Annotated in this window: 23 protein-coding genes; 5 read left to right on the top strand and 18 right to left on the bottom strand. The window is 73.2% G+C overall.

What is annotated here, in order from left to right; translation table 11 throughout:
- Window positions 1-17: 17 nt before the first annotated feature.
- The 4 genes from N3K63_RS04495 to N3K63_RS04480 form a co-directional block, all read right to left on the bottom strand.
- The gene (locus N3K63_RS04495) at window positions 18-1,028 is read right to left on the bottom strand and encodes an alpha-ketoacid dehydrogenase subunit beta (RefSeq protein ID WP_261578795.1); all 1,011 of its coding nucleotides are present in this window, start codon (window positions 1,026-1,028) and stop codon (window positions 18-20) included.
- Window positions 1,025-2,158, bottom strand: coding sequence for a thiamine pyrophosphate-dependent enzyme (locus N3K63_RS04490; protein ID WP_261578794.1), 1,134 nt, complete (start codon window positions 2,156-2,158; stop codon window positions 1,025-1,027). Before N3K63_RS04490 ends, N3K63_RS04495 begins: the two co-directional genes overlap by 4 nt.
- A gap of 115 nt (window positions 2,159-2,273) precedes the next feature.
- Entirely contained in the window at window positions 2,274-3,884 is a 1,611-nt protein-coding gene (locus N3K63_RS04485; protein ID WP_261578793.1) for an alpha-amylase family glycosyl hydrolase, read from the bottom strand.
- A gap of 5 nt (window positions 3,885-3,889) precedes the next feature.
- Complete coding sequence (locus N3K63_RS04480; RefSeq protein WP_261578792.1) at window positions 3,890-4,966, bottom strand: histidinol-phosphate transaminase; 1,077 nt, start codon at window positions 4,964-4,966, stop codon at window positions 3,890-3,892.
- Between the two features lie 62 nt (window positions 4,967-5,028).
- On the opposite strand from N3K63_RS04480, the gene N3K63_RS04475 reads away from it, so the two are divergent.
- Complete coding sequence (locus N3K63_RS04475) at window positions 5,029-5,421, top strand: phage holin family protein (protein WP_261578791.1); 393 nt, start codon at window positions 5,029-5,031, stop codon at window positions 5,419-5,421.
- Between the two features lies 1 nt (window position 5,422).
- Here the strand turns inward: N3K63_RS04475 and N3K63_RS04470 are convergent, their stop codons facing one another.
- The gene (locus N3K63_RS04470; protein ID WP_261578790.1) at window positions 5,423-6,742 is read right to left on the bottom strand and encodes a type VII secretion target; all 1,320 of its coding nucleotides are present in this window, start codon (window positions 6,740-6,742) and stop codon (window positions 5,423-5,425) included.
- On the bottom strand, window positions 6,739-7,014 hold the full coding sequence (locus N3K63_RS04465; protein WP_261578789.1) for a WXG100 family type VII secretion target: 276 nt from the start codon (window positions 7,012-7,014) through the stop codon (window positions 6,739-6,741). Before N3K63_RS04465 ends, N3K63_RS04470 begins: the two co-directional genes overlap by 4 nt.
- Before the next feature lie 153 nt (window positions 7,015-7,167).
- Here N3K63_RS04465 and N3K63_RS04460 point away from each other — a divergent pair, with 153 nt between their 5' ends.
- A complete protein-coding gene (locus N3K63_RS04460; RefSeq protein WP_261578788.1) occupies window positions 7,168-7,674 on the top strand; it encodes a low molecular weight protein-tyrosine-phosphatase in 507 nt (168 codons plus the stop codon).
- Between the two features lie 27 nt (window positions 7,675-7,701).
- The gene (gene purB, locus N3K63_RS04455) at window positions 7,702-9,081 is read left to right on the top strand and encodes an adenylosuccinate lyase (RefSeq protein WP_261578787.1); all 1,380 of its coding nucleotides are present in this window, start codon (window positions 7,702-7,704) and stop codon (window positions 9,079-9,081) included.
- Window positions 9,082-9,111: 30 nt separating this feature from the next.
- Here the strand turns inward: purB and N3K63_RS04450 are convergent, their stop codons facing one another.
- From N3K63_RS04450 to N3K63_RS04425, 6 genes are all read right to left on the bottom strand, one after another.
- Window positions 9,112-9,435, bottom strand: coding sequence for an amino acid transporter (locus tag N3K63_RS04450; RefSeq protein ID WP_261578786.1), 324 nt, complete (start codon window positions 9,433-9,435; stop codon window positions 9,112-9,114).
- On the bottom strand, window positions 9,432-10,076 hold the full coding sequence (locus N3K63_RS04445) for an acyl-CoA synthetase (protein ID WP_261578785.1): 645 nt from the start codon (window positions 10,074-10,076) through the stop codon (window positions 9,432-9,434). Before N3K63_RS04445 ends, N3K63_RS04450 begins: the two co-directional genes overlap by 4 nt.
- Window positions 10,077-10,163: 87 nt before the next feature.
- Window positions 10,164-10,610, bottom strand: coding sequence for a hypothetical protein (locus N3K63_RS04440; protein ID WP_261578784.1), 447 nt, complete (start codon window positions 10,608-10,610; stop codon window positions 10,164-10,166).
- Between the two features lie 44 nt (window positions 10,611-10,654).
- Complete coding sequence (locus N3K63_RS04435; RefSeq protein ID WP_261578783.1) at window positions 10,655-11,065, bottom strand: VOC family protein; 411 nt, start codon at window positions 11,063-11,065, stop codon at window positions 10,655-10,657.
- Window positions 11,066-11,075: 10 nt separating this feature from the next.
- Complete coding sequence (locus tag N3K63_RS04430; RefSeq protein ID WP_261578782.1) at window positions 11,076-11,507, bottom strand: helix-turn-helix transcriptional regulator; 432 nt, start codon at window positions 11,505-11,507, stop codon at window positions 11,076-11,078.
- Between the two features lie 33 nt (window positions 11,508-11,540).
- Entirely contained in the window at window positions 11,541-12,509 is a 969-nt protein-coding gene (locus N3K63_RS04425; protein ID WP_261578781.1) for a Gfo/Idh/MocA family protein, read from the bottom strand.
- A 73-nt stretch (window positions 12,510-12,582) separates the two neighbouring features.
- On the opposite strand from N3K63_RS04425, the gene N3K63_RS04420 reads away from it, so the two are divergent.
- Window positions 12,583-13,506 (top strand): NADP-dependent oxidoreductase, encoded by a 924-nt coding sequence (locus N3K63_RS04420; protein ID WP_261578780.1) that lies wholly within the window; start codon window positions 12,583-12,585, stop codon window positions 13,504-13,506.
- 15 nt (window positions 13,507-13,521) lie between these two features.
- On the opposite strand, the gene N3K63_RS04415 is transcribed toward N3K63_RS04420, so the two are convergent.
- Together N3K63_RS04415 and nhaA are read right to left on the bottom strand one after the other, a co-directional pair.
- Complete coding sequence (locus N3K63_RS04415) at window positions 13,522-15,153, bottom strand: FAD-dependent oxidoreductase (protein WP_261578779.1); 1,632 nt, start codon at window positions 15,151-15,153, stop codon at window positions 13,522-13,524.
- A complete protein-coding gene (gene nhaA, locus N3K63_RS04410) occupies window positions 15,153-17,030 on the bottom strand; it encodes a Na+/H+ antiporter NhaA (protein ID WP_261578778.1) in 1,878 nt (625 codons plus the stop codon). The genes N3K63_RS04415 and nhaA overlap by 1 nt, the downstream gene beginning before the upstream one ends.
- 126 nt (window positions 17,031-17,156) lie before the next feature.
- Here nhaA and N3K63_RS04405 point away from each other — a divergent pair, with 126 nt between their 5' ends.
- Window positions 17,157-17,570 (top strand): GIY-YIG nuclease family protein, encoded by a 414-nt coding sequence (locus tag N3K63_RS04405; protein ID WP_261578777.1) that lies wholly within the window; start codon window positions 17,157-17,159, stop codon window positions 17,568-17,570.
- Between the two features lie 27 nt (window positions 17,571-17,597).
- On the opposite strand, the gene N3K63_RS04400 is transcribed toward N3K63_RS04405, so the two are convergent.
- From N3K63_RS04400 to N3K63_RS04385, 4 genes are all read right to left on the bottom strand, one after another.
- On the bottom strand, window positions 17,598-18,395 hold the full coding sequence (locus N3K63_RS04400) for an alpha/beta fold hydrolase (RefSeq protein ID WP_261578776.1): 798 nt from the start codon (window positions 18,393-18,395) through the stop codon (window positions 17,598-17,600).
- 62 nt (window positions 18,396-18,457) lie between these two features.
- Window positions 18,458-20,632, bottom strand: a complete 2,175-nt coding sequence (helR, locus tag N3K63_RS04395) for an RNA polymerase recycling motor ATPase HelR (protein ID WP_261578775.1) — start codon at window positions 20,630-20,632, stop codon at window positions 18,458-18,460.
- 121 nt (window positions 20,633-20,753) lie between these two features.
- Window positions 20,754-21,056 (bottom strand): DUF427 domain-containing protein, encoded by a 303-nt coding sequence (locus tag N3K63_RS04390; RefSeq protein ID WP_261578774.1) that lies wholly within the window; start codon window positions 21,054-21,056, stop codon window positions 20,754-20,756.
- Between the two features lie 45 nt (window positions 21,057-21,101).
- Window positions 21,102-22,619 (bottom strand): MATE family efflux transporter, encoded by a 1,518-nt coding sequence (locus N3K63_RS04385; RefSeq protein ID WP_261578773.1) that lies wholly within the window; start codon window positions 22,617-22,619, stop codon window positions 21,102-21,104.
- Window positions 22,620-22,664 lie beyond the last annotated feature (45 nt).

Raw genomic sequence — 22,664 nt, 5'->3', positions numbered from 1 at the left:
CTTCTCAGTAGGCGAGCTCAGTAGGCGAGGGCGCGGTCGACGGCCTCGAGGATGCGGTCGGCGTCGGGGAGGAACTGCCCCTCGAGCTTGGCGGGCGGGAACGGCACGTCGTAGCCCGAGACCCGCAGCACGGGCGACTCGAGCGCGAAGAACGCCTTCTCCATGACGGTCGCCGCGATCTCCGACCCCAGCGAGGTGAACCCGGGGGCCTCCTGCGCGTAGACCATGCGACCGGTGCGGCGCACCGAGTCGAGGATCGGGCCGTAGTCCACCGGCGACAGCGAGCGCAGGTCGATGACCTCGCACGAGGTGCCCTCGCCCTCGGCGAGCGCGGCCGCCTGCAGGAGCGTCGTGACCATCGCGCCGTGGCCGACGAGGGTGATGTCGGTGCCGCGGCGCACGACGCGTGAGGCGTGCAGCGGCAGGGCCCGCTCGGCGGTGTCGACCTCGCCCTTGTGCCAGTACTTGGCCTTCGGCTCGAGGAACACGATCGGGTCGCGCGAGGTGATCGCATCCTGGATCATCCAGAACGCGTCGTTGGGCGTCGACGGCGAGACCACCCGCAGCCCGGGGGTGTGCGTGAAGTAGGCCTCGGGGCTCTCCTGGTGGTGCTCGACCGCGCCGATGTGCCCGCCGTAGGGGATGCGGATGACCACGGGCATCTGCAGCTTGCCCTCGTGGCGGTTGGTGAGCTTGGCCAGCTGCGAGGTGATCTGGTCGAAGGCGGGGAAGACGAAGCCGTCGAACTGGATCTCGCACACCGGGCGGAAGCCGGCCATGGCCAGTCCGATCGCGGTGCCGACGATGCCGGCCTCGGTCAGCGGGGTGTCGAGCACGCGCTGCTCGCCGAACTCGGCCTGCAGCCCCTCGGTCACGCGGAAGACGCCGCCGAGACGGCCGATGTCCTCTCCCATGAGCAGCACGTGGTCGTCGGCGGCCATCGCGGCGCGCATGCCGGCGTTGAGCGCCTTGGCGAACGGAAGCGTCTGCACGCGCTGCGGCGCCTGGGCGATGTCGATGTCGGTCATGCGCGGCCCTCCTGGTCGAACGACGACTCGTACTCGGTGAACCAGGCCTGCTGCTGCGCGACGAGCGGGTGCGGCTCGCTGTAGACGTGGTCGAACATCACCGAGGTGTCCAGGCCCCCGAGGGCGTTGGTGCGCACGCGCACGTCGTCGGCGTAGGCGGCGGCGTCTGCCTCCACGCCGTCGAAGAACGCCTGCGAGGCGCCCCGCGACTGAAGGAACGCCCGCATCCGGGCGATCGGGTCGCGCCGGGCCCAGTACTGCTCCTCGTCACCGCCGCGGTACTTCGTGGGGTCGTCGCTGGTGGTGTGCGCGCCCATGCGGTAGGTCAGCGCCTCGATCGCCCGCGGGCCCTCGCCGGCGCGCGCCTCGTCGAGGGCGCGCTTGGTGACGGCGTAGCTGGCCAGCACGTCGTTGCCGTCGACCCGCAGCGACGGCATGCCGTAGCCCTCGCCGCGGCGGTACAGGGGCACGCGCGACTGCGTGGCGACGGGCACCGAGATGGCCCAGTGGTTGTTCTGCAGGAAGAACACCTGCGGCGTCTGATAGCTGGCGGCGAACACCATCGCCTCGTGCACGTCGCCCTGGCTGGAGGCGCCGTCGCCGTAGTAGACGATGAGGGCCTCGTCGCGCTCGGGGTCGCCGGTGCCGGTGCGCCCGTCGAAGACGAGCCCCATCCCGTAGCCGGCGGAGTGCAGCGTCTGCGAGCCGAGCACCAGCGTGTACAGGCGCGTGTTGCCGTTGCGGGGGTCGGCCGGGTCCCACCCGCCGTGGGTGAGTCCGCGCATGAGCCGGATGATGTCGATGGGATCGACGCCGCGGATCGTGCACACGACGTGCTCGCGGTACGAGGGGAAGACGTGGTCCTGCGGGCGGGCGGCGCGGGCCGAGCCGACCTGAGCGGCCTCCTGGCCGAACGACGGCGGCCACAGGGCCAGCTGCCCCTGCCGCTGCAGGTTGGTCGCCTGCCGGTCGAAGGCGCGCACCACGACCATGTCGCGATAGAACGTCTCGAGATCGGTGTCGGCCAGCGCGTCGATGAGGGGCAGATACTCCTCGGCGGCGGCGCTCGGGGCGTAGGTTCCGTCGTCCGCCAGGACGCGGACCATGGCGGGATCGTCGGGCGGGGTCATCCCTTCACGCTAGCGCGCACCGTATCCCCATCACTGCATGTCTTCGACAACGGATGCCGCGATCCGCGGTCGTCCGCGCACAAGATGCGCGTTCCGGGCCGGGGGAAATCGCCGATCACTCGGCGGGATCCACCGCGGGATCCACCGCGGCCAGATCCACCACGGCGCAGCCGAACGGCTCGAGGCGCAGCATCCGGCCGTCGACGGCGGCACGGAAGGCGAGCGGCACGGGACCGGCGGACGCCGGCAGCGCGACCTCCCGTGGCTGCGCCGACGGGTTCAGGGCCACCAGGAGCGTCTCGCCGCGGCGGTAGACGAACGGGTAGCCCGTCGTGACCACCTCGACGGCGGCGCGCGCCGACAGCCGCGGATCGGTGCGGCGCAGGGCGATCGCGGCCCGCGCGAAGTGCAGCAGCGAGCTCTCGTCGCCGCGCTGGGCGGCCACGGTCGGCCGCGCCGGGTCGGGGTCTTCGGGCAGGTAGCGCGAGGGCGCGGTGGGAACGGCGCCGGCGGGAAGCTCCCCCCACTGCATCGGGGTGCGCGAGCCCGCCCGCTCGTAGGTCGGGCCGAGCGACGAGCCCTCCAGCGATGCGAGGCCGGGCACGTAGCGCATGCCGATCTCCTCGCCGTAGTAGATGCTCGGCAGCGCCGGCCAGGTCAGCGCGAGCAGCAGGGCGGCGCGGGCCTGCGCGGCGTCGCGGTCGCCGCTGACCAGGCGCGTGAAGTCGTGGTTCGACGTCGGCAGGCCCACCAGGCCGTCGCTGCCGGCGGCGTCGATCGCGGCGCGCGCCTCGCGCCACGCGTCGACGAAGTAGGCGGCGTCGCCCCGGCCCGCGGCATCCGCCCACGCCGGCTCGTCGCCCCAGGCCTCGTGCACCGTGCCGCTGCCGTTGTTCCACAGCGACTTGAGCGGGCGGCCGTCGAAGTCGCCGCCGAACTGCAGGAAGAAGTCGACGTCGAAGCCGGCCGGCACCGCGCGGGCCGGGTCGCCCCACTCCGAGATGAGCACGCGCCCGGGGTGACGGGCGTCGATGCGGGCGCGCAGGTCGCGCCACAGCCGCGCCGTCTCGACGTGGCCGGGGTCGTCTTTGACGAGCGAGGCGGCCATGTCGACGCGGAAGCCCTGCACGCCGCGGTCGAACCAGTGCCCCATGATCTCGACGAGGGCGTCGCGATTGCGGCGCGGGCCGTCGGCGTCGACCGGCTGCCGCCACGGCTCGTCGGGGTTCTGCCGCGCGTAGCCGAAGTTCAGCGCGGGCTGGAACGCGAAGAAGTTGGGCAGGTAGTAGCCGCCGCGCGCACCGGGCACCGGCTCGAACCCGGGTGCGGGCGCGTCGCTGAACACGTAGCGGTCGTCGTCGGGGTCGGCGATCGCCGCGCGGAACCAGGCGTGGGTGTCGGAGGTGTGCCCGGCGACGAGGTCGAACAGCACCGCGATGCCGCGGCGGTCCGCCTCCGTCATCAGCTGCTCGAACGCGGCGTCGCCGCCGTAGCGGGGCGCGATGCGGGTGAAGTCCTCGACGTCGTAGCCGGCGTCGCGGAACGGCGAGGCGAAGCACGGACTAATCCACACCGCATCCACGCCGAGCCACGACAGGTGGTCGAGGCGCGCCGCGAGCCCGGCGAGGTCGCCGATGCCGTCGCCGTCGGCGTCGGCGAAGCTCTGCGGGTACACCTGGTAGAGCACGGCCCGGTCGAGGCGGGACGACAGCAGCGGCGTGGCCATGGCGTTCACCGGGTCGCGGCGGCGACCTCGACGACGCGCTCCAGCGACTCCTCCTCGCCGATCGAGACGCGCACCCCGTCGCCGGCGAACGGGCGCACGATCACGCCCGCCGCCTCGAAGGCGGCCGCGACCTCGAGGGCGCGCTCACCGGCGGGCAGCCACACGAAGTTGCCCTGCGCCTCGGGAACGTCCCAGCCGGCCTCGCGCAGGCGGGCGGCGAGCCGGTCGCGGCGCTCGGCGATGACGGCGACCCGCTCCTGCAGCGCCTCCTCGGCGTCGAGGCTGGCCAGAGCCGCCTCCTCGGCGACGGCGGTCACCGACAGCGGGATGCCGGTGGCACGGGCCGCGTCGAGCACGCGGGTGTGCCCGATCGCGTAGCCGACGCGCAGACCCGCCAGACCGTAGGCCTTGGAGAACGTGCGCAGCACCACGACGTTCGGGCGTCCCTCGGCCACCACGGCCTCGCCGCGGACGGCATCGGGGTCGGTGACGAACTCGGCGTACGCCTCGTCGAGCACGACGAGCACGTCGGCGGGCACGGCCGCGACGAACGCGTCGAAGGCGGCCTGGGTGACGACGGGGCCGGTGGGGTTGTTGGGCGTGCAGACGATCACGAGCCGGGTGCGGTCGGTGATCGCGGCGGCCATGGCATCCAGGTCGTGGCCGCCGTCGCCGCGGTTGGGCACGGTGACCGCGGTGGCACCGGCGACGGTCGCCAGGCTCGGGTAGGCCTCGAACGAGCGCCACGAGAACAGGATCTCGTCGCCCGGGCCCGAGGTCGCCTGCGCGAGCTGGAAGAGGATGGAGACCGAACCGGCGGCGATGTGCACCGCATCGGGGGTGATGGCGAACCGGTCGGCCAGCCGCGAGCGCAGCCGTGCCGCCGAGGCGTCGGGGTAGCGGTTGAAGGCGGTCGCGGCCTGCACCGCCGCCACCACGCCCGGCAGCGGCTCGTACGGGTTCTCGTTGCTGGAGAGCTTGAACGCGTCGGCGCCGGCCTGCCCTCCCTGCTTGTAGGCGGGCAGGCCCGCGATCTCGGGACGCACGCGCACGGGGATGTCGGTCGGGGGGATGTCGGTCACGGGGCGAGTCTACGAAACCGGTCTACGAAACCGGAGTGTCGACGTGGCAGACTGACCCCACTATGCGCCTCATCGTCCGCGTCGCCATCAACGCGTTCGCGATCTGGGTGGTCAGCCTCATCGGGCCGCTCCAGGTCGACGTCATCGCGTTCCCCCCGGGAGACACCCTGCAGTTCGTGCTGACGCTGCTGGTGGTCGGCCTCGTGTTCGCCCTGGTGAACACGGTCATCGGCACCGTCATCAAGGTGCTGGCCTTCCCGCTGTACATCATCACGCTCGGGCTCATCTCCCTGGTCATCAACGGGTTCCTGCTGTGGTTCACGGCGTGGATCACCGGGTTCTGGGGCTGGGGCCTGCGCGTCGAGGACTTCTGGCTCGGGGTGGTCGCCGCCCTGGTGATCTCGCTGATCAACTGGATCCTCGGCATCATCCTGCGCCCGCAGACCAAACGCTGACTCAGCGCGGCCCGTCAGCGACGGCGGGTTCGTCGGTCACCGCGTATTCGACGGCGGTGACCGATGCCGCGCCGGCGAGCGCGCCGAGCGCGCCCCGCACCCCGTCCATGCGCGGGTCGGCCGACCCGTCGAGCAGGGTCGCCGTCTGCGCGTAGCGCCCCAGGTCGTGCGCCCCCATCGTCCACTGGGTCACCGGCACCGGGTCGCGAAGGGCGGTGCGCTCGGCCACGAAGCTGCCCGGCGCCCCCGACCCGGTGGCGAAGCCGCCCCCGGCCAGTGCCGACACCGGGTCGTCGCTGTGCCGCAGCGCCACGCTGAGCGTGTGGTCGCCGACCTCCCCCTGCACCGGCGAGCCGACCGTGACGAGGGTGGCCACATCGTAGGGCGAGTCCATCGCCACGTGCGTGGCGATCATCGCGCCCTGCGAGTAGCCGACGAGGTGCACCCGGTCGCCGGGGGCGGCCCCCGACTGGTCGAGGGCGCGGCCCACCGCCGCGATCGACGCGGTCTGCTCGCGTTGCAGGTAGGCCTGCAGGTTGGCCTCCATGTCGAAGGCCTCCCCGGGGGCGTCGTCTTTCGTGCCCGTGACGTAGGCGACGAACTGCCGCGAACCGTCGGGCATCGTGTACTCCTCCACCCGCACCCGCGCCTGCGTGCCCATCGGCACGCGACGCACGGCCTCGGCCAGGGTGGCCGGGGCCGCAGCGACCACCGGCGGCTGCAGCGGGGTCACCGTCACCGCCGGGGCGACGCCGCCCATCGCCTGCCCGCGCGGCACGGTGCCGCGCCCCACGACCGTCACGAGCCCCGCGCTCAGGCCCGCCAGGGCCGCGGCGGCCGGCGGCGGAACCCCGGCCAGCAGCCCCAGGCGCTGCGCGAGGGTGGTGAGCCCGTCGTCCTGGCGCGCCCACCAGTCACGGCGGGCCGCGGCGGCGAGGTGGGCGACGGCGGGCGAGGCCGCGCGCAGGGCGTCTTGCCGGGCGCGCAGCTCCGCCGCCGCGCCGGGATCGCCGGCCAGCGCCGCGGCCGCGGCGGCAGCGCCCAGCTCGACGTACTCGTAGACGTCGGCGAGCGTGCGCAGGTCGGCCGCGATCCGCTCGGCCGTCTCCGCCGCCGCCTCCCCCGCACGGCGGCACTGCGACAGCACTGGAAGCACGGCGAAGCCCGACGGCGGCAGGGCGTCGAGCGCGCGATCGACCCGGCGGCCGAGCCCTCGGGCCTCGCCTGCCGCCGCCTGCAGCCGCCCGGCGGCCCGGCGCAGCTCGTCGGTGTCGACGGCGACGATCCCGCCGCTGCGGATCTCGAGGTCGTCGGCGCTCATCCGCGCACCGGCACCGCGGCGCGGGCCGCCCGGCGCACCTCGTCGGCGGCCTCGTCGAGGTGCGCCGCGACGCGGGCGAGCTCGCGGGCCCAGTCGGCGAGCGCCTCGCGGTAGGCCTCGGCCGCGCGCGAACGCCAGGCGGTCGCCTCGGCCAGGGCGCGCGCGGCCGCCCGCAGGTCTTCGGCCTCGCCGCGCGCCGCCGCCAGCTGCCGACCGGCGTGGGCGAAGGCCGCGGCATCGGCGGCGGATGCGAGGAGGGGGGCCGGATCCATGCCGGAAGCCTGCCGCGCCCACCGCCGCCGCGGGCGCCGAGGACCGGCATCCGGGGACGACGGCGCGAGATGGCGCCCTGTGGAGGAAGCCCGCGGGGCGCCGTGGGGAGCCCGGCCCTCGCGCCGGAGGCGCTGTCAGGCCAGAATGTTCTGGTGCCCGGCCGAGCTGATCCCTTCCGCGTCGTCTTCGTGTGCACCGGCAACATCTGCCGCTCGCCCATGGCGGAGGTCGTCTTCCGCCACATCGCCGACGGCGCCGGGCTCGGCGACCGGGTCGTGTCGACCAGTGCCGGCACCGGCGACTGGCACGTCGGCGAGCGCGCCGACGCCCGCACGATCGACGCCCTGCAGCGGCGCGGCTACGACGGCTCGCGGCACCGGGCGCGACAGTTCACCCACGACGACTTCGAACGGCACGACCTCGTCGTCGCCCTCGACCGCTCGCACGAGCGCATCCTCGCCTCGTGGGCGCGTGAGGGCGCCGACGCCGACAAGCTCGCGCTGCTGCTCACCTTCGACAGCGCCGCGAACGGCGTGCTCGACGTTCCCGATCCCTACTATGCGGGGCCGGCGATGTTCGACGAGGTGCTCGGTATGATCGAGTCTGCGAGCCGGGCGCTCTTCCGGCAGCTCGAACCCGCGATCCGCACGACGTCCTGAGCGCCCGTTTTCACCGAACGGAGCCTCGTGACCACTCTCCCGCCCCAGCCCCTCAGCCCGCTCGACGGCCGTTACCGCGCCGCGGTGACCGGCCTCGCCGACTACCTGTCCGAGGCGGGGCTGAACCGCGCCCGCGTCGAGGTCGAGGTGGAGTGGATCATCGCCCTCACCGACCGTTCGCTGTTCGGCTCGGCCGCGCTGTCGGATGCCGACAAGGAAGCGCTGCGGGCGCTGTACCGCGACTTCGGTCAGGCCGAGATCGACTGGCTCGCCGAGAAGGAGGCGGTCACCCGCCACGACGTGAAGGCCATCGAATACCTGGTGCGCGACCGGCTGTCGTCGCTGGGTCTGGATGCCGTCGCCGAGCTCACCCACTTCGCGTGCACCAGCGAGGACATCAACTCCGCCTCGTACGCGCTCACCGTGCGCCGGGCCGTCGAGCGGGTGTGGCTGCCGAAGCTGCGCGCGGTGATCGCCGCCCTGGGCGCCCTCGCCGTCGAGCACCGCGACGCGGCGATGCTCTCGCGCACGCACGGCCAGCCGGCGACCCCGTCGACGATGGGCAAGGAGCTCGCCGTCTTCGCATGGCGGCTCGAGCGCGTGGCCCGTCAGATCGAGGGCGGCGAGTACCTCGCGAAGTTCTCCGGCGCCACCGGCACCTGGTCGGCGCACCTGTCGGCGGCGCCCGACGTCGACTGGCCGGAACTGTCGCGCGCGTTCATCGAGGGGCTCGGCATCGACTTCAACGTGCTGACCACCCAGATCGAGTCGCACGACTGGCAGGTCGAGCTGTACGACCGGGTGCGGCACGCCGGCGGCATCCTGCACAACCTCGCCACCGACGTGTGGACCTACATCTCGATGGGATTCTTCGCCCAGATCCCCGTCGCCGGCGCCACCGGCTCGTCGACGATGCCCCACAAGATCAACCCGATCCGCTTCGAGAACGCCGAGGCGAACCTCGAGATCGCCGGCGGCCTGCTGCAGACCCTGTCGTCGACGCTGGTCACCAGCCGCATGCAGCGCGACCTCACCGACTCGACCACGCAGCGCAACATCGGCGTGGCGTTCGGCCACTCGCTGCTGGCCCTGGACAACCTGCAGCGCGGGCTCACCGAGATCCTGCTGGCGCGCGAGGTGCTGCTGGCCGACCTCGACGCGAACTGGGAGGTGCTCGCCGAGGCGATCCAGACCGTCGTGCGCGCCGAGATCGTGGCGGGTCGCTCGCAGATCACCGACCCGTACGCGTTGCTGAAGGACCTCACCCGCGGGCGCCGCGTCGGCGCGGCGGAGCTGGCCGAGTTCGTGCGCGGGCTCGACATCGGCGACGCGGCCAAGGAGCGCCTGGTCGCGCTGACCCCCGCCACCTACACGGGCCTGGCGGACGCCCTCGTCGACGAGCTCTGATCCCGTCCGGGGCCGCGCGGCCCCGGACGCTCAGGCCTTCGGGGTGTCGTCCTCGGCCGTGCCGTGCGTGCTGTCTTCGGGCAGCAGCACCGGCCGGTCGACGGGCTTGGTGACCTGCGCAGGGTCGACGGCGAGCATGAGCAGCGCGATGCCGACGAGGGTCGAGATGAAGGCGATGCCCGCGATCACCAGCGACACGACGACCACGTGCTCCCGCTCGGGACCGGTCAGCGACTGGAAGAAGCCCATCGACAGCAGCGCGATCAGCCCGGCGAACAGCGCCGCCGCGAAGGCGAAGCCGAGCAGCTGCACGGGCTTGAGGATGTCGCGACGGGTCGGGTGCTTGTCGGTCATGAGGTTCCTTCCGACGCGGCGGCGCCGGCGGCACCCTGCGACGACGCGGGCTCGACACGTCGGGGCGAGAAGCCCGCGATGCCGAGGAAGACGGCGATGATCGCGGCGTACCCGCCGAAGATCCCGACGCCGATGACGATGCCGGTGAGCGTGAAGCTCTGCCCGGCCTCCTTGATGAAGTACTCCAGGCTGTAGGCCGGGTTGACCAGCAGCAGGCCGACCCCGAGGGCCAGGGTCAGGGCGCCGATGAGCACGGCATCCTTGGCGGCGGGGTCGTCGGTGCGGCGAGCACGCAGGCCGCCCACGAGCTCGATGACGCCCGAGACGAACGCCCAGGCGATGACCACGACGAAGAACAGCGTCGTCGAGCGCAGCGCCGGGATGCCGGAGGCCATGCCCGCCAGCAGTGTGGCCACCGCCAGCAGCACGGTGTTCGCGCGGGTGCCGGCGCCGTAGACCAGCCAGACGGCCAGCAGCTCGACGATGGCCGTCGCGATCGCGAATCCGCTGAACACCGAGAGGCCGACCTCGGCGGAGTGGTCGGGCGAGAAGGTGATCATGATCGCGGCGATGGCCGCGAAGAGGGCACGCGCGAGCTGAAGGTGGCGCACCTCGAAGGTGCGGGTTGCGGCTGCTGGCACGGTGGGAGCTCGATCGGGACGACGGACGCGGATCCCTCCCAGTCTAGGTCGTCCCGCGCCCGGCGCCCGGGCGCGGGACGGGCCCGCTCAGCCGACGGCACGCACGACGAGCTCGCGGATGCGCCGCTCGACGTCGGGGGTGACGGCGACCACGGCGAACGAGGTCGCCCACATGTCGCCGTCGTCGAGGTGGGCCGTCTCGTCGAAGTTGACGGTCGGGTAGCGGGTGTCGAACTTCGAGGCGGGCTGCACGAAGATGACCACCTTGCCCTCGGCGGCGTAGGCGGGGAACCCGTAGAACGTCTTCGGGTTCAGGTGCGCGGCCTCCTCGCTGACGATGCGGTGCACCGCGCGCGCCACCTCGCCGTCGATGCCCTCGAGCGCGTCGATCGCCTCGACGCACGCCTCGAGCTCCTTGGCGAGCTTGGCGGCGCCCTTGAGCCCCTTCGTGGTGCGCAGCTCTTCGGCGCGCTGCTTCATCGCCTGCTTCTCCTCGTCGGAGAAGCCGACGCCTTCACTGGTCTTGCCGGCCATGACGGCTCCTGTTCGTCGGTGTGTGTGCGAGTGGATGGGGGTGCTCAGGACCGCTGCTGCAGGCGGATGGTGTTGCCGGCGGGGTCGCGGAACGCGCAGTCGCGCACCCCGTAGTCCTGGTCGATGGGCTCCTGCGACACGTCGGCTCCGCTGGCCTCGATCGCGGCGAAGGCCGCGTCGACGTCGTCGGTGGCGAGGTTCACGCCGAAGTAGCTGCCCTTGGCGATCAGCTCGATGAGCGTCTGGCGTTCGTCGTCGGAGATGTCGTGGCCGACGCCGGGCGGGTGCAGCACGATCGCGGTGTCGGGCTGGCCGACGGGTCCGACGGTGATCCAGCGCATGTCGCCGTACCCGACGTCCAGGCGCACCTCGAAGCCCAGCACATCGCGGTAGAAGGCGAGGGATGCCTCGGCATCCAGGTGCGGGAGGAAGCTCGACTGAATCGTGATGTCCATGCCCGGAACGCTACGCGCCGGCGATCGGGGGCGCTTCTCGATTCCTGATCGGTCTGCTGATCTGGCGCACGATGCATCCCGGCATCCCCGGCAGCGGCACGGCGCCCCGGTCGCGGTAGACGCTGGGGGCGACGCCCACCAGCTCGCTGAAGCGCGTGCTGAACGTGCCCAGCGACCCGTAGCCGACTGCGAAGCACACCTCGGTGACGGGCAGGTCGGTGGTGCGCAGCAGCAGCATGGCCCGCTCGATGCGCCGGGTCATCAGGTACTGGTACGGCGATTCGCCGTAGGCCCGCACGAACTGCCGGCTCAGGTGCCCCGCCGACAGGTGCACGCCGCGGGCGAGGGCCTCGACGTCGAGCGGCTGGGCGAACTCGCGGTCGATGCGGTCGCGCACGCGCCGCACCCGCACGAGGGTGTCGAGGTCGACTCCGGATGCCACGAGGCGATCTTCGCACGTGGCATCGGCGGGGCGTCAGACCATGCGTCCGTCGGCGCGGATGCGCTCGAGGGTGCGCAGCACGGCGCCGGTGCGCTGCTGGTCGGGGGCCGGGTCGGCGCCGCCGATCAGCTCGGCGAAACGGGTGACCTCGTAGCGCATGTTGTTGTCGGCGGCATCGATGCGGCGCTCGACGACGGTGCCGTCGAGCAGGGTGAGGCGCAGATGGCGGGGCTGGGCGATGTGGTCGATCTCGAGCGAGCCGAGCTCGCCCTGGATCTCGCTCGGCCGGTCGCTGCGGGTGATCTTCGAGAAGGTGACCTCGCCCACCATGCCGGGGTAGGACAGCAGGGCGGTGCCGGTGCCGTCGACGCCGGTGGCGATGCGGGCCGAGACCGCCGCGACGGCCTCGGGCTCGCCGAACAGGGCGACCATCGCGCTCAGCGGGTAGACGCCGAGGTCCATGAGCGCACCGCCGCCCAGGGCGGGGTCGAAGATGTTCGGGGTCTCGCCGGCCAGCACGAGGTCGTACCGGGCGGAGCGCTGGCAGTAGGCGAACGAGGCCCGGCGCAGCACGCCGAGCTGCGGGATCAGCTCGCGCACGGCCACCAGCCCCGGGTCGTAGACGTTGCGCATGCCCTCGAACAGCACGACGCCGGCGGTGCGGGCCTCGGCCACCAGCGCGTCCCACTCGTCGGAAGTCGGCGTCGCGGGCTTCTCGACGAACACGTGGGCCCCGGCGGCGATGGCCTCGCGGGCCTGCGCGGCGTGGGCGCCGTTGGGCGAGCCGACGTAGACGGCATCCACCTCGCCGGCGGCGATGAGGCCGGGCAGATCGTCGGATGCCGTGGCGATGCCGGTCGTATCGGCGAACGCGCGGGCGCGCTCGGCGGTGCGGGAGGTCACCGCGGCGACGGCGATCGACCCGTCGGCGCCGGCCTGGGCGACGGCGTCGATGAAGCTCTCGGTGATGACACTGGTTCCGATGGTGGCGATGCGGATCACGCTCCCAGCGTAAGCGCCGCCGCGGGCGGCCCGGAGCGGAATGCCCGCAGCGGGCGCGGGGTTGCCCCTCAGCATGAAGGCACTCGTCTACTCCGATTTCGGCGGCTCCGACCGCTTCGCCCTGACCGAGGTCCCCGACCCGCACATCGGCCCCGACACCCTGCTGGTGCGCGTGGTCGCCGCCGGTCTGAACCCCGTCGACTACAAGATCCGCGAGGGGTACCTGCGCGGCCTCATCGACGTGGCCCTGCCCGCCGTGCCGGGCTGGGACGTGGCCGGCATCGTCGAGAAGGTGGGCCTGGACACCCCCGAGTTCGAGGTGGGCGACCGCATCCTCGCCTACGCCCGCGCCGACCTCGTGCAGCACGGGTCGGTGGCCGAGCTCATGCCGGTGCCGGTGCGCACCGCCGCGCACATCCCCGACGGTCTCTCGTTCGAAGACGCCGCGGCGCTGCCGCTGGCCGGTCTCACCGCGCTGCAGTCGGTGCTGCGCTCGGGCCTCGGCGAGGGCGACACGGTGCTCGTGCACAACGCCGCCGGTGGAGTGGGCTCGTTCGGCGTGCAGCTGGCGCGCCTGCGCGGCGCCCGCGTGATCGGCACGGCCTCGGCCGGCAAGCACGACTACGTGCGGGCACTGGGCGCCGAGCCCGTGGAGTACGGCGACGCCATCGTCGGCCAGGTGAAGGAGCTCGCGCCGGAGGGCGTGGACGTCGTGCTCGACTTCATCGGCGGCTCGGCGCTCGACTCGACGTCGGAGCTGCTGCGCGAGGGCGGGTTCGTCGTGTCGATCGCCGACAGCCGCGCCGCCACCGAGTTCGGCGGCATCTCGCTGTGGGTGCGCCCCGACGCGGCGCAGCTGGCGGAGCTGGCTACCCTGGCCGCCGAGGGCACGCTCACGATCGAGCGCGCCGCGAGCTACCCGCTCGCCGAGGCCGCCGACGCCTACCGCGAGCTCGAGAGCGGCCACACCCGCGGCAAGATCATCGTCACGATCTGAGCCTGACCGACCCGGTCAGACCAGGGCGAGCGCGCGGTGGACGGATGCCACCGCGCTGGAGCCTTCGCCGACGGCGGCTGCGACGCGCTTCATCGAGCCGCGTCGCACGTCGCCGGCGGCGAAGATCCGCGGCTGGGAGGTCTCGAACGGCAGCGGCTCGCGGCCGAGGCGCCCCCACCGCTGCAGCGACTGCATGGTCAGGTCGGTGCCGGTGCGCAGGAACCCGCTCTCGTCGGTCTCGAGCGCGCCCAGCCAGCCGGTGGCCGGGTCGGCGCCGATGAAGCAGAACAGCCCGCGAGCGTCGACCTCGCCGACGGTGTCGATGCGCACGCGCTCCAGCGAGCGCCCGCCATCGAGGCCGGCGACGTTCGCACCGGTGTGCACCGTGATCCGCGGGTCCTGCACGAGGCGGTCGACGAGATACGACGACATGCCGAGGGAGAGCTCGGCGCCGCGCACGACCAGGTGCACGGGCGAGCCGCCCGCCGCCAGCGACAGCGCCGCCTGGCCGGCGGAGTTGGCCCCGCCGACGACGACCACCGGCTCCGACGAGACCTGCCGCACCTCGAGCGGCGTGGCGGCGTAGTAGATGCCGGCGCGCTCGAAGTCCTCCCAGCGATCCAGGCGCAGGCGGCGGTAGGCGGCGCCGGCGGCGATGATCGCGCTGCGGGCCCGGATGATGCGCCCGTCGACCAGGGTGACGTCGAGGGCGTCGCCGGCGGCGGCGAGCGAGACCGCCTCGCACGGCGCGTACACGCGCACGCCGAACTTCAGCGCCTGCAGGGTCGCCTGGCCGATGAGATCGCCGCCGCTCACGCCGAACGGGAAACCGAGGAAGTTCTCGATCCGCGAGGTCGCCGCCGCCTGTCCGCCGGGCGCGACGGCATCCAGCAGCACCGTCGTCAGCCCCTCGGACGCGCCGTAGATCGATGCCGCGAGCCCGGCCGGGCCCCCGCCGATGACGACCAGGTCGACGACGTCGGCCTCTTGCGCCTGATAGCTCAGGCCGAGCTGCTCGGCCACCAGGCCAGGGGTCGCGCGGGCGATCGGCTCGCCCTGCACGAACGCGATCGGCAGGTCGTCCTCCCGCAGGTCATGGGTGGCGAGGGTCGACCGGTCGCCGGCGTCGACGGCGACGGCGGTGTGGACCAGATCGAGCCGCTCCGCGAAGCGGCGCAGGGCCAGGAAGTCGCGGGAGGTGTCTTCGCCGACGAACTTGAGGGTCATGGCCGCCGGACCCCGGCGCAGCGACTCGCGCCGGGCCCACAGTGCGTGCAGGATGATGTCGCACAGCTCGTCGTCCTCGTTCATCACCTGCCGCAGGTGCGCGCGCGAGACCCGTCGCATCACCCCCGGGCCGGTCGCCCGCGCCGACAGGAAGGCGGACTGCCCGTTGAGCAGCCCCAGCTCGCCGACGAACGAGCGCGGTCCCATGGTCGAGAGCACCTCCTCGCCCATCCACCGCAGCGCGTCGCGCACGAGCTCGAGCTCGCCCTCTTCGACGAGCACCATGTCGTAGGCGCGGTCGCCCGAGCGGAAGACGTGGTCGCCGGCGACCACCTCGAACCTCTCTCCGTGCGCGGCGAGCCGCTCCCACTGCGCGTCGGTGAGCGTCGGCGCGAGCGACGGATCGGTGGCCCGCCCCATCACGACACCTCCGGCGCCGGGGCGGGCGTCTCGTCGGTGGCCCGCAGCGCCCGGATGAGGCTCTGGGCGTCGTAGGGGCCGGTGTGGCGGCGCCCGTTGACGAAGAAGGTGGGCACCGAGGTGATGCCCATCGCCTCGGCGTCGAACATGTCGTCGCGCACGCGCGCGGTGACCTCGGCGCCCTCGAGGTCTTTCTCGAACCGCGGCACGTCGAGGCCGAGATCCCCCGCGAGGCGCACGATGTCGGAGGGCAGCTGGTTGTCCTGGTCGGCGAACAGTCCGCGCTCGAACTCGAAGAACTTCCCCTGCATCGACGCCGCCTCCGAGGCCTCGGCGCCGGCGAGCGCGTTCGGATGCTGCTGCACGAGCGGCGCGTGGCGCCACACGTACTGCAGCTGGTCGCCGAGCTCGTCGCGCACCTCCTGGATCGCGCCCGACGCCTTGAGGCAGAAGCCGCACTGGAAGTCGCCGTACTCGACGATCGACAGCGGCGCGTCGACGGCGCCGAAGATGTGGTCGCGGCGGGGGTCGACCGGTCGCACCAGCACCTGGCCGGTCTCGAGGTCCGGGCGCACGGCATCCGAGATGCGGAAGAGCACCGTGGCGATGACGAAGGCGATGACCGAGGCCAGCAGCACGCCGACCCGCGCCTCGTTCTGCACCGCCTCGTCGTCGATGGCGAGGTCGACGATGAACAGCGAGATCGTGAAGCCGATGCCCGACAGGGCGGCGCCGCCGGCGATGCGGTCGAGGGTGAGGCCGGGGCCGAACTCGCCGATGCGCAGCACCTTCAGCAGCGCCGTCGAGCCGAAGATGCCGATGAACTTGCCCATGACGAGCCCCACGACGATGCCCCACGTGACCGCGGAGCCGAACGCGGCCGTGAGGATCTCGGGGGTGACCAGCACGCCCGCGTTGGCGAGGGCGAACAGCGGCAGGATGACGTAGGCGACGTAGGGGCCGTAGGCCGACTGCAGGCGCTCGTTGATCGAGATCGACTCGCGCAGGCTGTTGGCGGCGGCGCGGGCGTACTCGGTGTTCGGCGACTGCCGGAAGGTGCGCGCCAGTTCGAGCGCGTGCTCGACGTCTCGCCGGTTGGGCCGGTACACCGGCACGAGCAGCGCGATGGCGACGCCGGCCAGGGTGGGGTGCACACCGGATGCCAGGAACGCCAGCCACACGATGATCGCCAGGGTCGCGTAGACCAGGCCCCGGCCCGAGCGCAGGTACCGCGTGAAGAAGATGCCCGCCAGCCCCACCGCCGCGATCAGCAGCGGCATCGGGGTGAAGGTCTCGGTGTAGACGAGCGCGATGATGCTGAGCGCGCCGATGTCGTCGACGACGGCCAACGCCAGCAGGAACACGCGCAGGCGGCCGGGCACCCGCGGTCCGATGAGGGCGAGCGCGCCCACGAGGAAGGCGGTGTCGGTGGAGATGACCACGCCCCACGCGTGCGCCTGGCCGGTGGGGGCGGCGATGAGCACGTAGAGCAGCGCCGGCACGGCGAGCCCCGCGATCGCGGCGATCACCGGCACCATCGCTCGGCGCCAGCTGGTGAGCTCGCCGATCGCGAACTCGCGGCGCACCTCGAGGCCGACGGTGAAGAAGAAGATCGCCATCAGGGCGTCGTTGACCAGGGCGTGCAAGGTGAAGTCGAGCTGCAGGTCGCCGACGCCGATGGTCATGTGCGTCTCCCAGAACGCGTGGTACGCGCCGGAGGAGACGTTGGCCCAGACGATGGCGGCGACGGTGGCCAGCAGCAGGAGCAGTGCGCCGGTGCGCTGCTGCCCCATCGCGGAGACCTTCTCGGCGATCGAGCGGTGCCGCCGCGCGCGCGGGGCGGGCGCGGTGCTCAGCTGGATCTCCGACTGCGTCATGGCCACTCCGTCCCGGGGCCATGATGGCCGTCCCGCTGGAGCGGGTCAACCGTGCGGCGGCGGGCCGCATTCCCGGCGGGGCGGGGAGCACCGGGCGGTGTCGGGGGCGCGGGGTAGCGTCGCGGCGTGGACGAGCGGTGCCGGCTGTGCGGCGCGGATGCTGTCGCCCCGGCATCCGGGGATGACGCACGCGCGTGCGCGGTGTGCGGGTGGCGGGTGGGCGACGTGCCCGACCCCGACCTGCCGCTGCCAGTGGTCGAAGTGGTCTACTACATCCGCTGGGGCGACCGCGTGAAGATCGGCACGTCGAGGCAGCCGCGGCGACGGCTGGCGGTGCTCTGGCACGAAGAGCTGCTCGCCTTCGAACGGGGCGGGCGGATGCTGGAGCGCCGGCGCCACCTCGAGTTCGCCGAACTGCGGCTGGGCGGCGAGTGGTTCGCGGCCGATCCGCGGCTGCTCGCGCACATCGCCGAGGTCGGCGGCGGCGCCGACCCGTGGCCGGCATACGCCCGCTGGTTCGCCGACGCCCTGCGCGGCTGAGGCCGTGCCCGTCAGGCGGTCAGGCGGTCAGGCGGTCAGGAACTCCAGCGCCCGCTCCCGGAAGACCCGCGATCCCGGCGCGTTGAAGTGGTGGCGGTCGGGGATCTCGACGAACGTGCCCTGCGGGCACGCGGCGGCGAGCGCCTTCGAGCCCTCGATGATGGCGTCCTTCGATCCGGTGGCGAACAGCACGGGCTGCTGCGGGGTGTGCGCGGGGTCGGGGTCGACGGTGCCCGAGCGGCGCATGCCCTCGGCGATGGCCAGGAGCGCGCGCAGGTCGTTGCCGCCGACGCGCTCGGTGAGGGCGATGTAGTTCTGGGTGACGGCGTCGGTCACCGGCGTCCCCTCGTCGACGTAGGCGCGCGCCTGCGCGAGGTCGAGGCGGCCGAGGGGCACGCCGTCGGGCACCCCGCCCAGCACGACCCGGCCGATGCGGTCGCTGAGGTCCTGCGCGACCTCCCAGCCCACGCGGGCGCCGAGCGAGTAGCCGACGTACAGCGCGTCGTCGACGAGGTGGGTGTCGAGCACGACCTCCACCACCCCGGCGAGTCCGCGCACGGTGTAGTCGCGCGGGTCGTGCGGCTTGTCGCTGGCGCCGTGGCCGAGCTGGTCGAGGGCGAGCACGCGGAAGCCGGCGCGCAGCAGGTCGCGCACCCAGCCGGTCGACACCCAGTTGTCGCGTGCGTTCGAGGCGAAGCCGTGCACGCACACGACGGTGGGGGCATCGAGGTCACCCCACGTGTAGGTGGCGATCCGGTGCCCGTCCGTCGACATGACGTACTGCGGGTCGGGCAGGGTGGTGAGCTCGGGGATCGCGTCGGCCATCCCTCCATCATCCTCCCGACCCGTGCCCGTCCCGCGCCGCGCGGCCGCCGACCCGCGCGGCCTCAGCTGAGGATCACGAGCTCGCGCGTCGCGCGGGTCATCGCGACGTAGCGGTCGACGGCGCGCGCGACCTCGTCGTCGACGGCATCCGCCCCGCCCCCCGCGCCGCAGGATTCGGGGGCGACGAGCACGACGAGGTCGAACTCGAGGCCCTTGCTGAGCACCGGGGTCAGCACGCGCACCCGCTCGCGGGCGGGCAGGGGCAGGGGGCCGGCCCCGATGACGGCGGCGACCCCGTCGGCGTGCGCGGCGGTCCACGCGTCGAGGATGCCGTCGAGCTCGCCCCGCGCGCCGTGGCGCACCGGGATGCCGCTGCGCCGGATCGACACGGGCACGTTGGCGTCGGGGACGGCGGCGCGGATGACCGGCTCGGCCGCGGTCATGATCTCCTCGGGGGTGCGGTAGTTCACCGTCAGCGAGGCGACCGAGATGTCGCGCAGGCCCGCGGCCGACAGGCGCTCCTCCCACGTCGGGATGAAGCCGTGGCGCGCCTGGGCGCGGTCGCCGACGATGGTGAAGCTCCGCGACGGGCAGCGCCGCAGCAGCATCTGCCACTGCGCGTCGGTGAGCTCCTGCGCCTCGTCGACGATGATGTGCGCGAACGGACCGGCGAGCTCGTCGACGTCGATGCCGGGCAGCTCGGCGTCGTCGACGAGGCTCTGCTGCGCGTCGAGGCCCCGCAGCATCCGCACCTCGCCGAGCTCGGAGTCGTCGGCGGCGATCAGCTCGTCGACCACGCGGTCCATCTGCTCGCGTCGGCGCTCCAGCGCCGCCTCCCGGCGGCGGCGCACCCGGTTCTGCGCCGGGTCGCCCACCCGGCGGCGGGCCGCGTCGAGCAGCGGAAGGTCGTCGTCGGTCCAGGCGCGCGGGTCGTCGCGCTGCAGCGCGGCCACCTCGGCGGGCGACAGCCACGGGGCGCAGCGGCGCAGGTAGGCGGGCACTGAGAAGAGGTCGGCGACGACCACCTCGGGGCTCAGCAGCGGCCACGCCCGCGAGAACGCCCCCTGCAGGGTCGTGCTGCGCGCCAGGGCGCGGCGCAGGTCGGCGGGCGCGATCTCGTCACCGGCACTGCGATCGACCAGCGCGGCCAGCAGCTCCTCCCACACCTCGTCGCGGGCCTCGTTGTGCGTGAGCGCCGGGTCGGCGCTGCCGAACGCGTCGGCCCAGTCGTCGGCGGTGACCTCGACCTCGCCCCACGGCGTCGGCACCCGCAGCGCGGCCGTCGGGGGCTCTTCATAGAGCGCGACGGCGGGGCCCACGGCGCCCGCCAGCCGCACGTCGGCTTTCACCCGGGCGGCCACCGGGTCGGTCTCCTCGCCCGCGGTGACCACCGGCACGAGGTCGCGCAGGGTGCAGGTGAGGGCGCCGTCTTCGCCGAGGCTCGGCAGCACGTCGTCGATGTAGGCGAGGTAGGGCTGATGGGGGCCGACGAACAGCACGCTGCCGGTGCCGGCACGCAGGCGGGGATCGGTGGCCAGCAGGTAGGCGGCGCGGTGGAGCGCGACGACCGTCTTGCCGGTGCCGGGTCCGCCGTCGACGACGAGCGCGCCGCGCGAGGAGGCGCGGATGACGGCGTCCTGGTCGGCCTGGATCGTGGCGAGCACGTCGCGCATGCGGTCGGAGCGCGCCGCGCCCAGGCTCGCGATGAACGCCGACTGGTCATCGAGGGCGGCGGTGTGGTCGACGCCGTCGGCGGCGAACACCTCGTCCCAGTAGTCGGCCAGGCGCCCGGCCGTCCACCGGTAGCGGCGGCGGCTCGTCAGCCCCGCGGGGTGGGCGTGGGTCGCGGCGAAGAACGGTTCGGCGGCCGGGGCGCGCCAGTCGACGAGCAGCCGCGAGCCGTCGGCATCCGTCAGGCCGAACCGGCCGATGTACGACACCTCGCCGTCGGCGGCGACGATGCGCCCGAGGCACGCGTCGAGGCCGAACCGCCGCAGCACCCGCAGGCGCGCGGCCAGGCGCTGGATCTCGAGGTCGCGCTCCAGCGCGCGCTCCCCGCGGCCGGCGGGGCGACGCCGCTCGTCGACCAGGCGCGCCTCGACGTCGGCGACGGCATCCGACAGCGCAGCGCCGATGCGGGCGAAGTGCCGCAGGTCGGCGGCCACCAGCTCGGGTGCGGCCTTGCCGGGCGGCAGGGCGCTGGTCTCGGCGGTCGGGCGCGGCGTCTCAGCGGTCATCGAATCTCCCCCGCGCCCTCCGATCACCTGTCGGATTCACGGCGCGACCAGCGATTGTGTCACGGCAGGGGGCCCTTGCGGCAAGCACCCCCTCGTCGGGGATAATGGAAGGGGAGGCCGGTCAGTCGACGACCTCGACCTCTTTCCAGAACGCGACGTAGCCCGAGAAGTCCTTGCCGACGCGCTCGATGCCCGACGCGTACGGATGCGGGTAGCTCCACGCGCGGTCGGGCAGCTCCCGGCCGTCGACGGCCACGGTGTAGTACTGGCACTCGCCCTTCCACGGGCACGTGTAGGGCGTGGGACTGTCGACGAGCAGGTCGGAGCGGACGCTGGTCGGCGGGAAGTACCAGTTCCCCTCGATCGAGATGAGGTCGTCGCGATCCGCTTCTGCGATCACGGTGTCACCGAGAACAGCCTTCATGGGCTCAGGCTACGCCGCCGTCGGGTGGCAGCGACAGGCCCCCTCTCAGTCGCGGTCGGCGCGGCGACGCACCGGCACGCCGGCGCCCGGGCGGCGCAGACGGCGACGACCGGCCCGGTCGGCGCGGATGACCGGCACGGGGGCCGTGATGACGGCATCGACCACCATCGACCCGTCGGTGGGGCCGATGATCGGGATCGCCGTCGTCTCGGTGACCACGGGCGGGTTCACCGGGGCCAGGGCCAGGCGGCGGTGCTCGCGCAGGTAGGCGGGGATGAGGATGGCGCACGCGCCGAACCAGGCCAGCGGGTTCGACCACGCGACGCCGGCGAAGCCGATGGCGGCGGCCAGCACGACCGCCGCGCCCACGCGCATGATGAGCTCGACCACACCGGTGACCGTCGGGATCATCGCGTGCCCGAGCCCCTGCAGCGCGCCGCGCAGCACGTAGAGCACGCCCAGCGCCGAGTACGACAGGCCGTTGATGACGAGCATGAGGTGGGCGAGGTCGACGACCTCGGGCGACGCGTCGCCGACGAACAGCCGCACCGTCCACGCGCCGAACACGATGAGCAGGATGCCGAGCAGGATCGAGGCGGCGATCGACATCCACACCGCCTGCACCACACCGCGACGGATGCGGTCGGGACGCCCGCCGCCGTGGTTCTGGGCGACGTACATCGAGGCGGCGAGCCCGAGCGAGCCGAGCAGTGCGACGGCCAGGCCGTCGACGCGCGAGGCCGCGGTGTAGGCGGCGACCGCCTCGGCGCCGAGCGTGTTCAGCGCCACCTGCACCGCGAGGGTGCCGATGCCGATGATCGAGGCCTGGAAGCCCATCGGCAGACCGAGGCGCAGGTGCTCGGCCACGTCGGCGCGACGGATGCGCCAGTCGTCGCGGTGCACGTGCAGCACCGGCACGCGGCGGCGCACGTAGTCGAGGCAGAGCACCACCGAGACGGCCTGGGCGACCACGGTGGCCAGCGCCGCGCCGGCGACGCCCCACTCCAGGGTGCCGACCATGACGAGCACGAGCACCACGTTGAGCGCGCACGAGATGGTGAGGTAGATCAGCGGGGTGCGCGAGTCGCCGATGGCCCGGATGATGGCGGCGAGGTAGTTGAAGAAGAGCATCGCGGCCGAGCCGAGGAAGCTCACCTGCGCGAACACGGTGGCCTCGGCCAGCAGCTCGGGCGGAGTCTGCAGCAGGCGCAGCAACGGCTCGGAGATCAGCGGCGCGGCGACGGTGAGCAGCACCGTGACGGCGCCGGTGATGATCGTGCCGGTGGCCACCGACCGGCGCACGGCGGCGTGGTCGCCCGCGCCGAAGGCCTGCGCGGTCGGGATGGCGAAGCCACTGGTCATGCCCCACACGAAACCGAGCAGCAGGAACAGCATGCTGCCGGTGGCGCCGACGGCGGCCAGCGCGTCGACGCCCAGGTGACGGCCGACGACCACGGCATCCGCGAACTGGTAGAGCTGCTGCACGACGTTGCCGATGAGCAGCGGGACCGAGAAGGCGAGGATGACGCGCCACGGAGAGCCGGTGGTGAGGGTGCGGGCCATGAGGGACTTTCGAGCACGGAGGGGTGAGGGACCGGAGAGCGGCGG

This window comes from Microbacterium festucae (assembly GCF_025421715.1).
Classification (GTDB): Bacteria; Actinomycetota; Actinomycetes; order Actinomycetales; family Microbacteriaceae; genus Microbacterium; species Microbacterium festucae.
Note: the sequence above shows the minus strand (reverse complement) of the source record. Positions and strands in the feature narration are given on the sequence as shown.

Excerpts from the sequence above, each read along its gene's own strand:
- nhaA (WP_261578778.1), bottom strand. The coding sequence starts at position 17,030 with ATGACGCAGTCGGAGATCCAGCTGAGCACCGCGCCCGCCCCGCGCGCG.
- N3K63_RS04490 (WP_261578794.1), bottom strand. The coding sequence starts at position 2,158 with ATGACCCCGCCCGACGATCCCGCCATGGTCCGCGTCCTGGCGGACGAC.
- N3K63_RS04475 (WP_261578791.1), top strand. The coding sequence starts at position 5,029 with ATGCGCCTCATCGTCCGCGTCGCCATCAACGCGTTCGCGATCTGGGTG.
- N3K63_RS04385 (WP_261578773.1), bottom strand. The coding sequence starts at position 22,619 with ATGGCCCGCACCCTCACCACCGGCTCTCCGTGGCGCGTCATCCTCGCC.
- N3K63_RS04450 (WP_261578786.1), bottom strand. The coding sequence starts at position 9,435 with ATGACCGACAAGCACCCGACCCGTCGCGACATCCTCAAGCCCGTGCAG.
- helR (WP_261578775.1), bottom strand. The coding sequence starts at position 20,632 with ATGACCGCTGAGACGCCGCGCCCGACCGCCGAGACCAGCGCCCTGCCG.
- N3K63_RS04390 (WP_261578774.1), bottom strand. The coding sequence starts at position 21,056 with ATGAAGGCTGTTCTCGGTGACACCGTGATCGCAGAAGCGGATCGCGAC.
- N3K63_RS04470 (WP_261578790.1), bottom strand. The coding sequence starts at position 6,742 with ATGAGCGCCGACGACCTCGAGATCCGCAGCGGCGGGATCGTCGCCGTC.
- N3K63_RS04440 (WP_261578784.1), bottom strand. The coding sequence starts at position 10,610 with ATGGCCGGCAAGACCAGTGAAGGCGTCGGCTTCTCCGACGAGGAGAAG.
- N3K63_RS04415 (WP_261578779.1), bottom strand. The coding sequence starts at position 15,153 with ATGGGGCGGGCCACCGATCCGTCGCTCGCGCCGACGCTCACCGACGCG.
- N3K63_RS04400 (WP_261578776.1), bottom strand. The coding sequence starts at position 18,395 with ATGGCCGACGCGATCCCCGAGCTCACCACCCTGCCCGACCCGCAGTAC.
- N3K63_RS04495 (WP_261578795.1), bottom strand. The coding sequence starts at position 1,028 with ATGACCGACATCGACATCGCCCAGGCGCCGCAGCGCGTGCAGACGCTT.
- N3K63_RS04465 (WP_261578789.1), bottom strand. The coding sequence starts at position 7,014 with ATGGATCCGGCCCCCCTCCTCGCATCCGCCGCCGATGCCGCGGCCTTC.
- N3K63_RS04485 (WP_261578793.1), bottom strand. The coding sequence starts at position 3,884 with ATGGCCACGCCGCTGCTGTCGTCCCGCCTCGACCGGGCCGTGCTCTAC.
- N3K63_RS04435 (WP_261578783.1), bottom strand. The coding sequence starts at position 11,065 with ATGGACATCACGATTCAGTCGAGCTTCCTCCCGCACCTGGATGCCGAG.
- N3K63_RS04420 (WP_261578780.1), top strand. The coding sequence starts at position 12,583 with ATGAAGGCACTCGTCTACTCCGATTTCGGCGGCTCCGACCGCTTCGCC.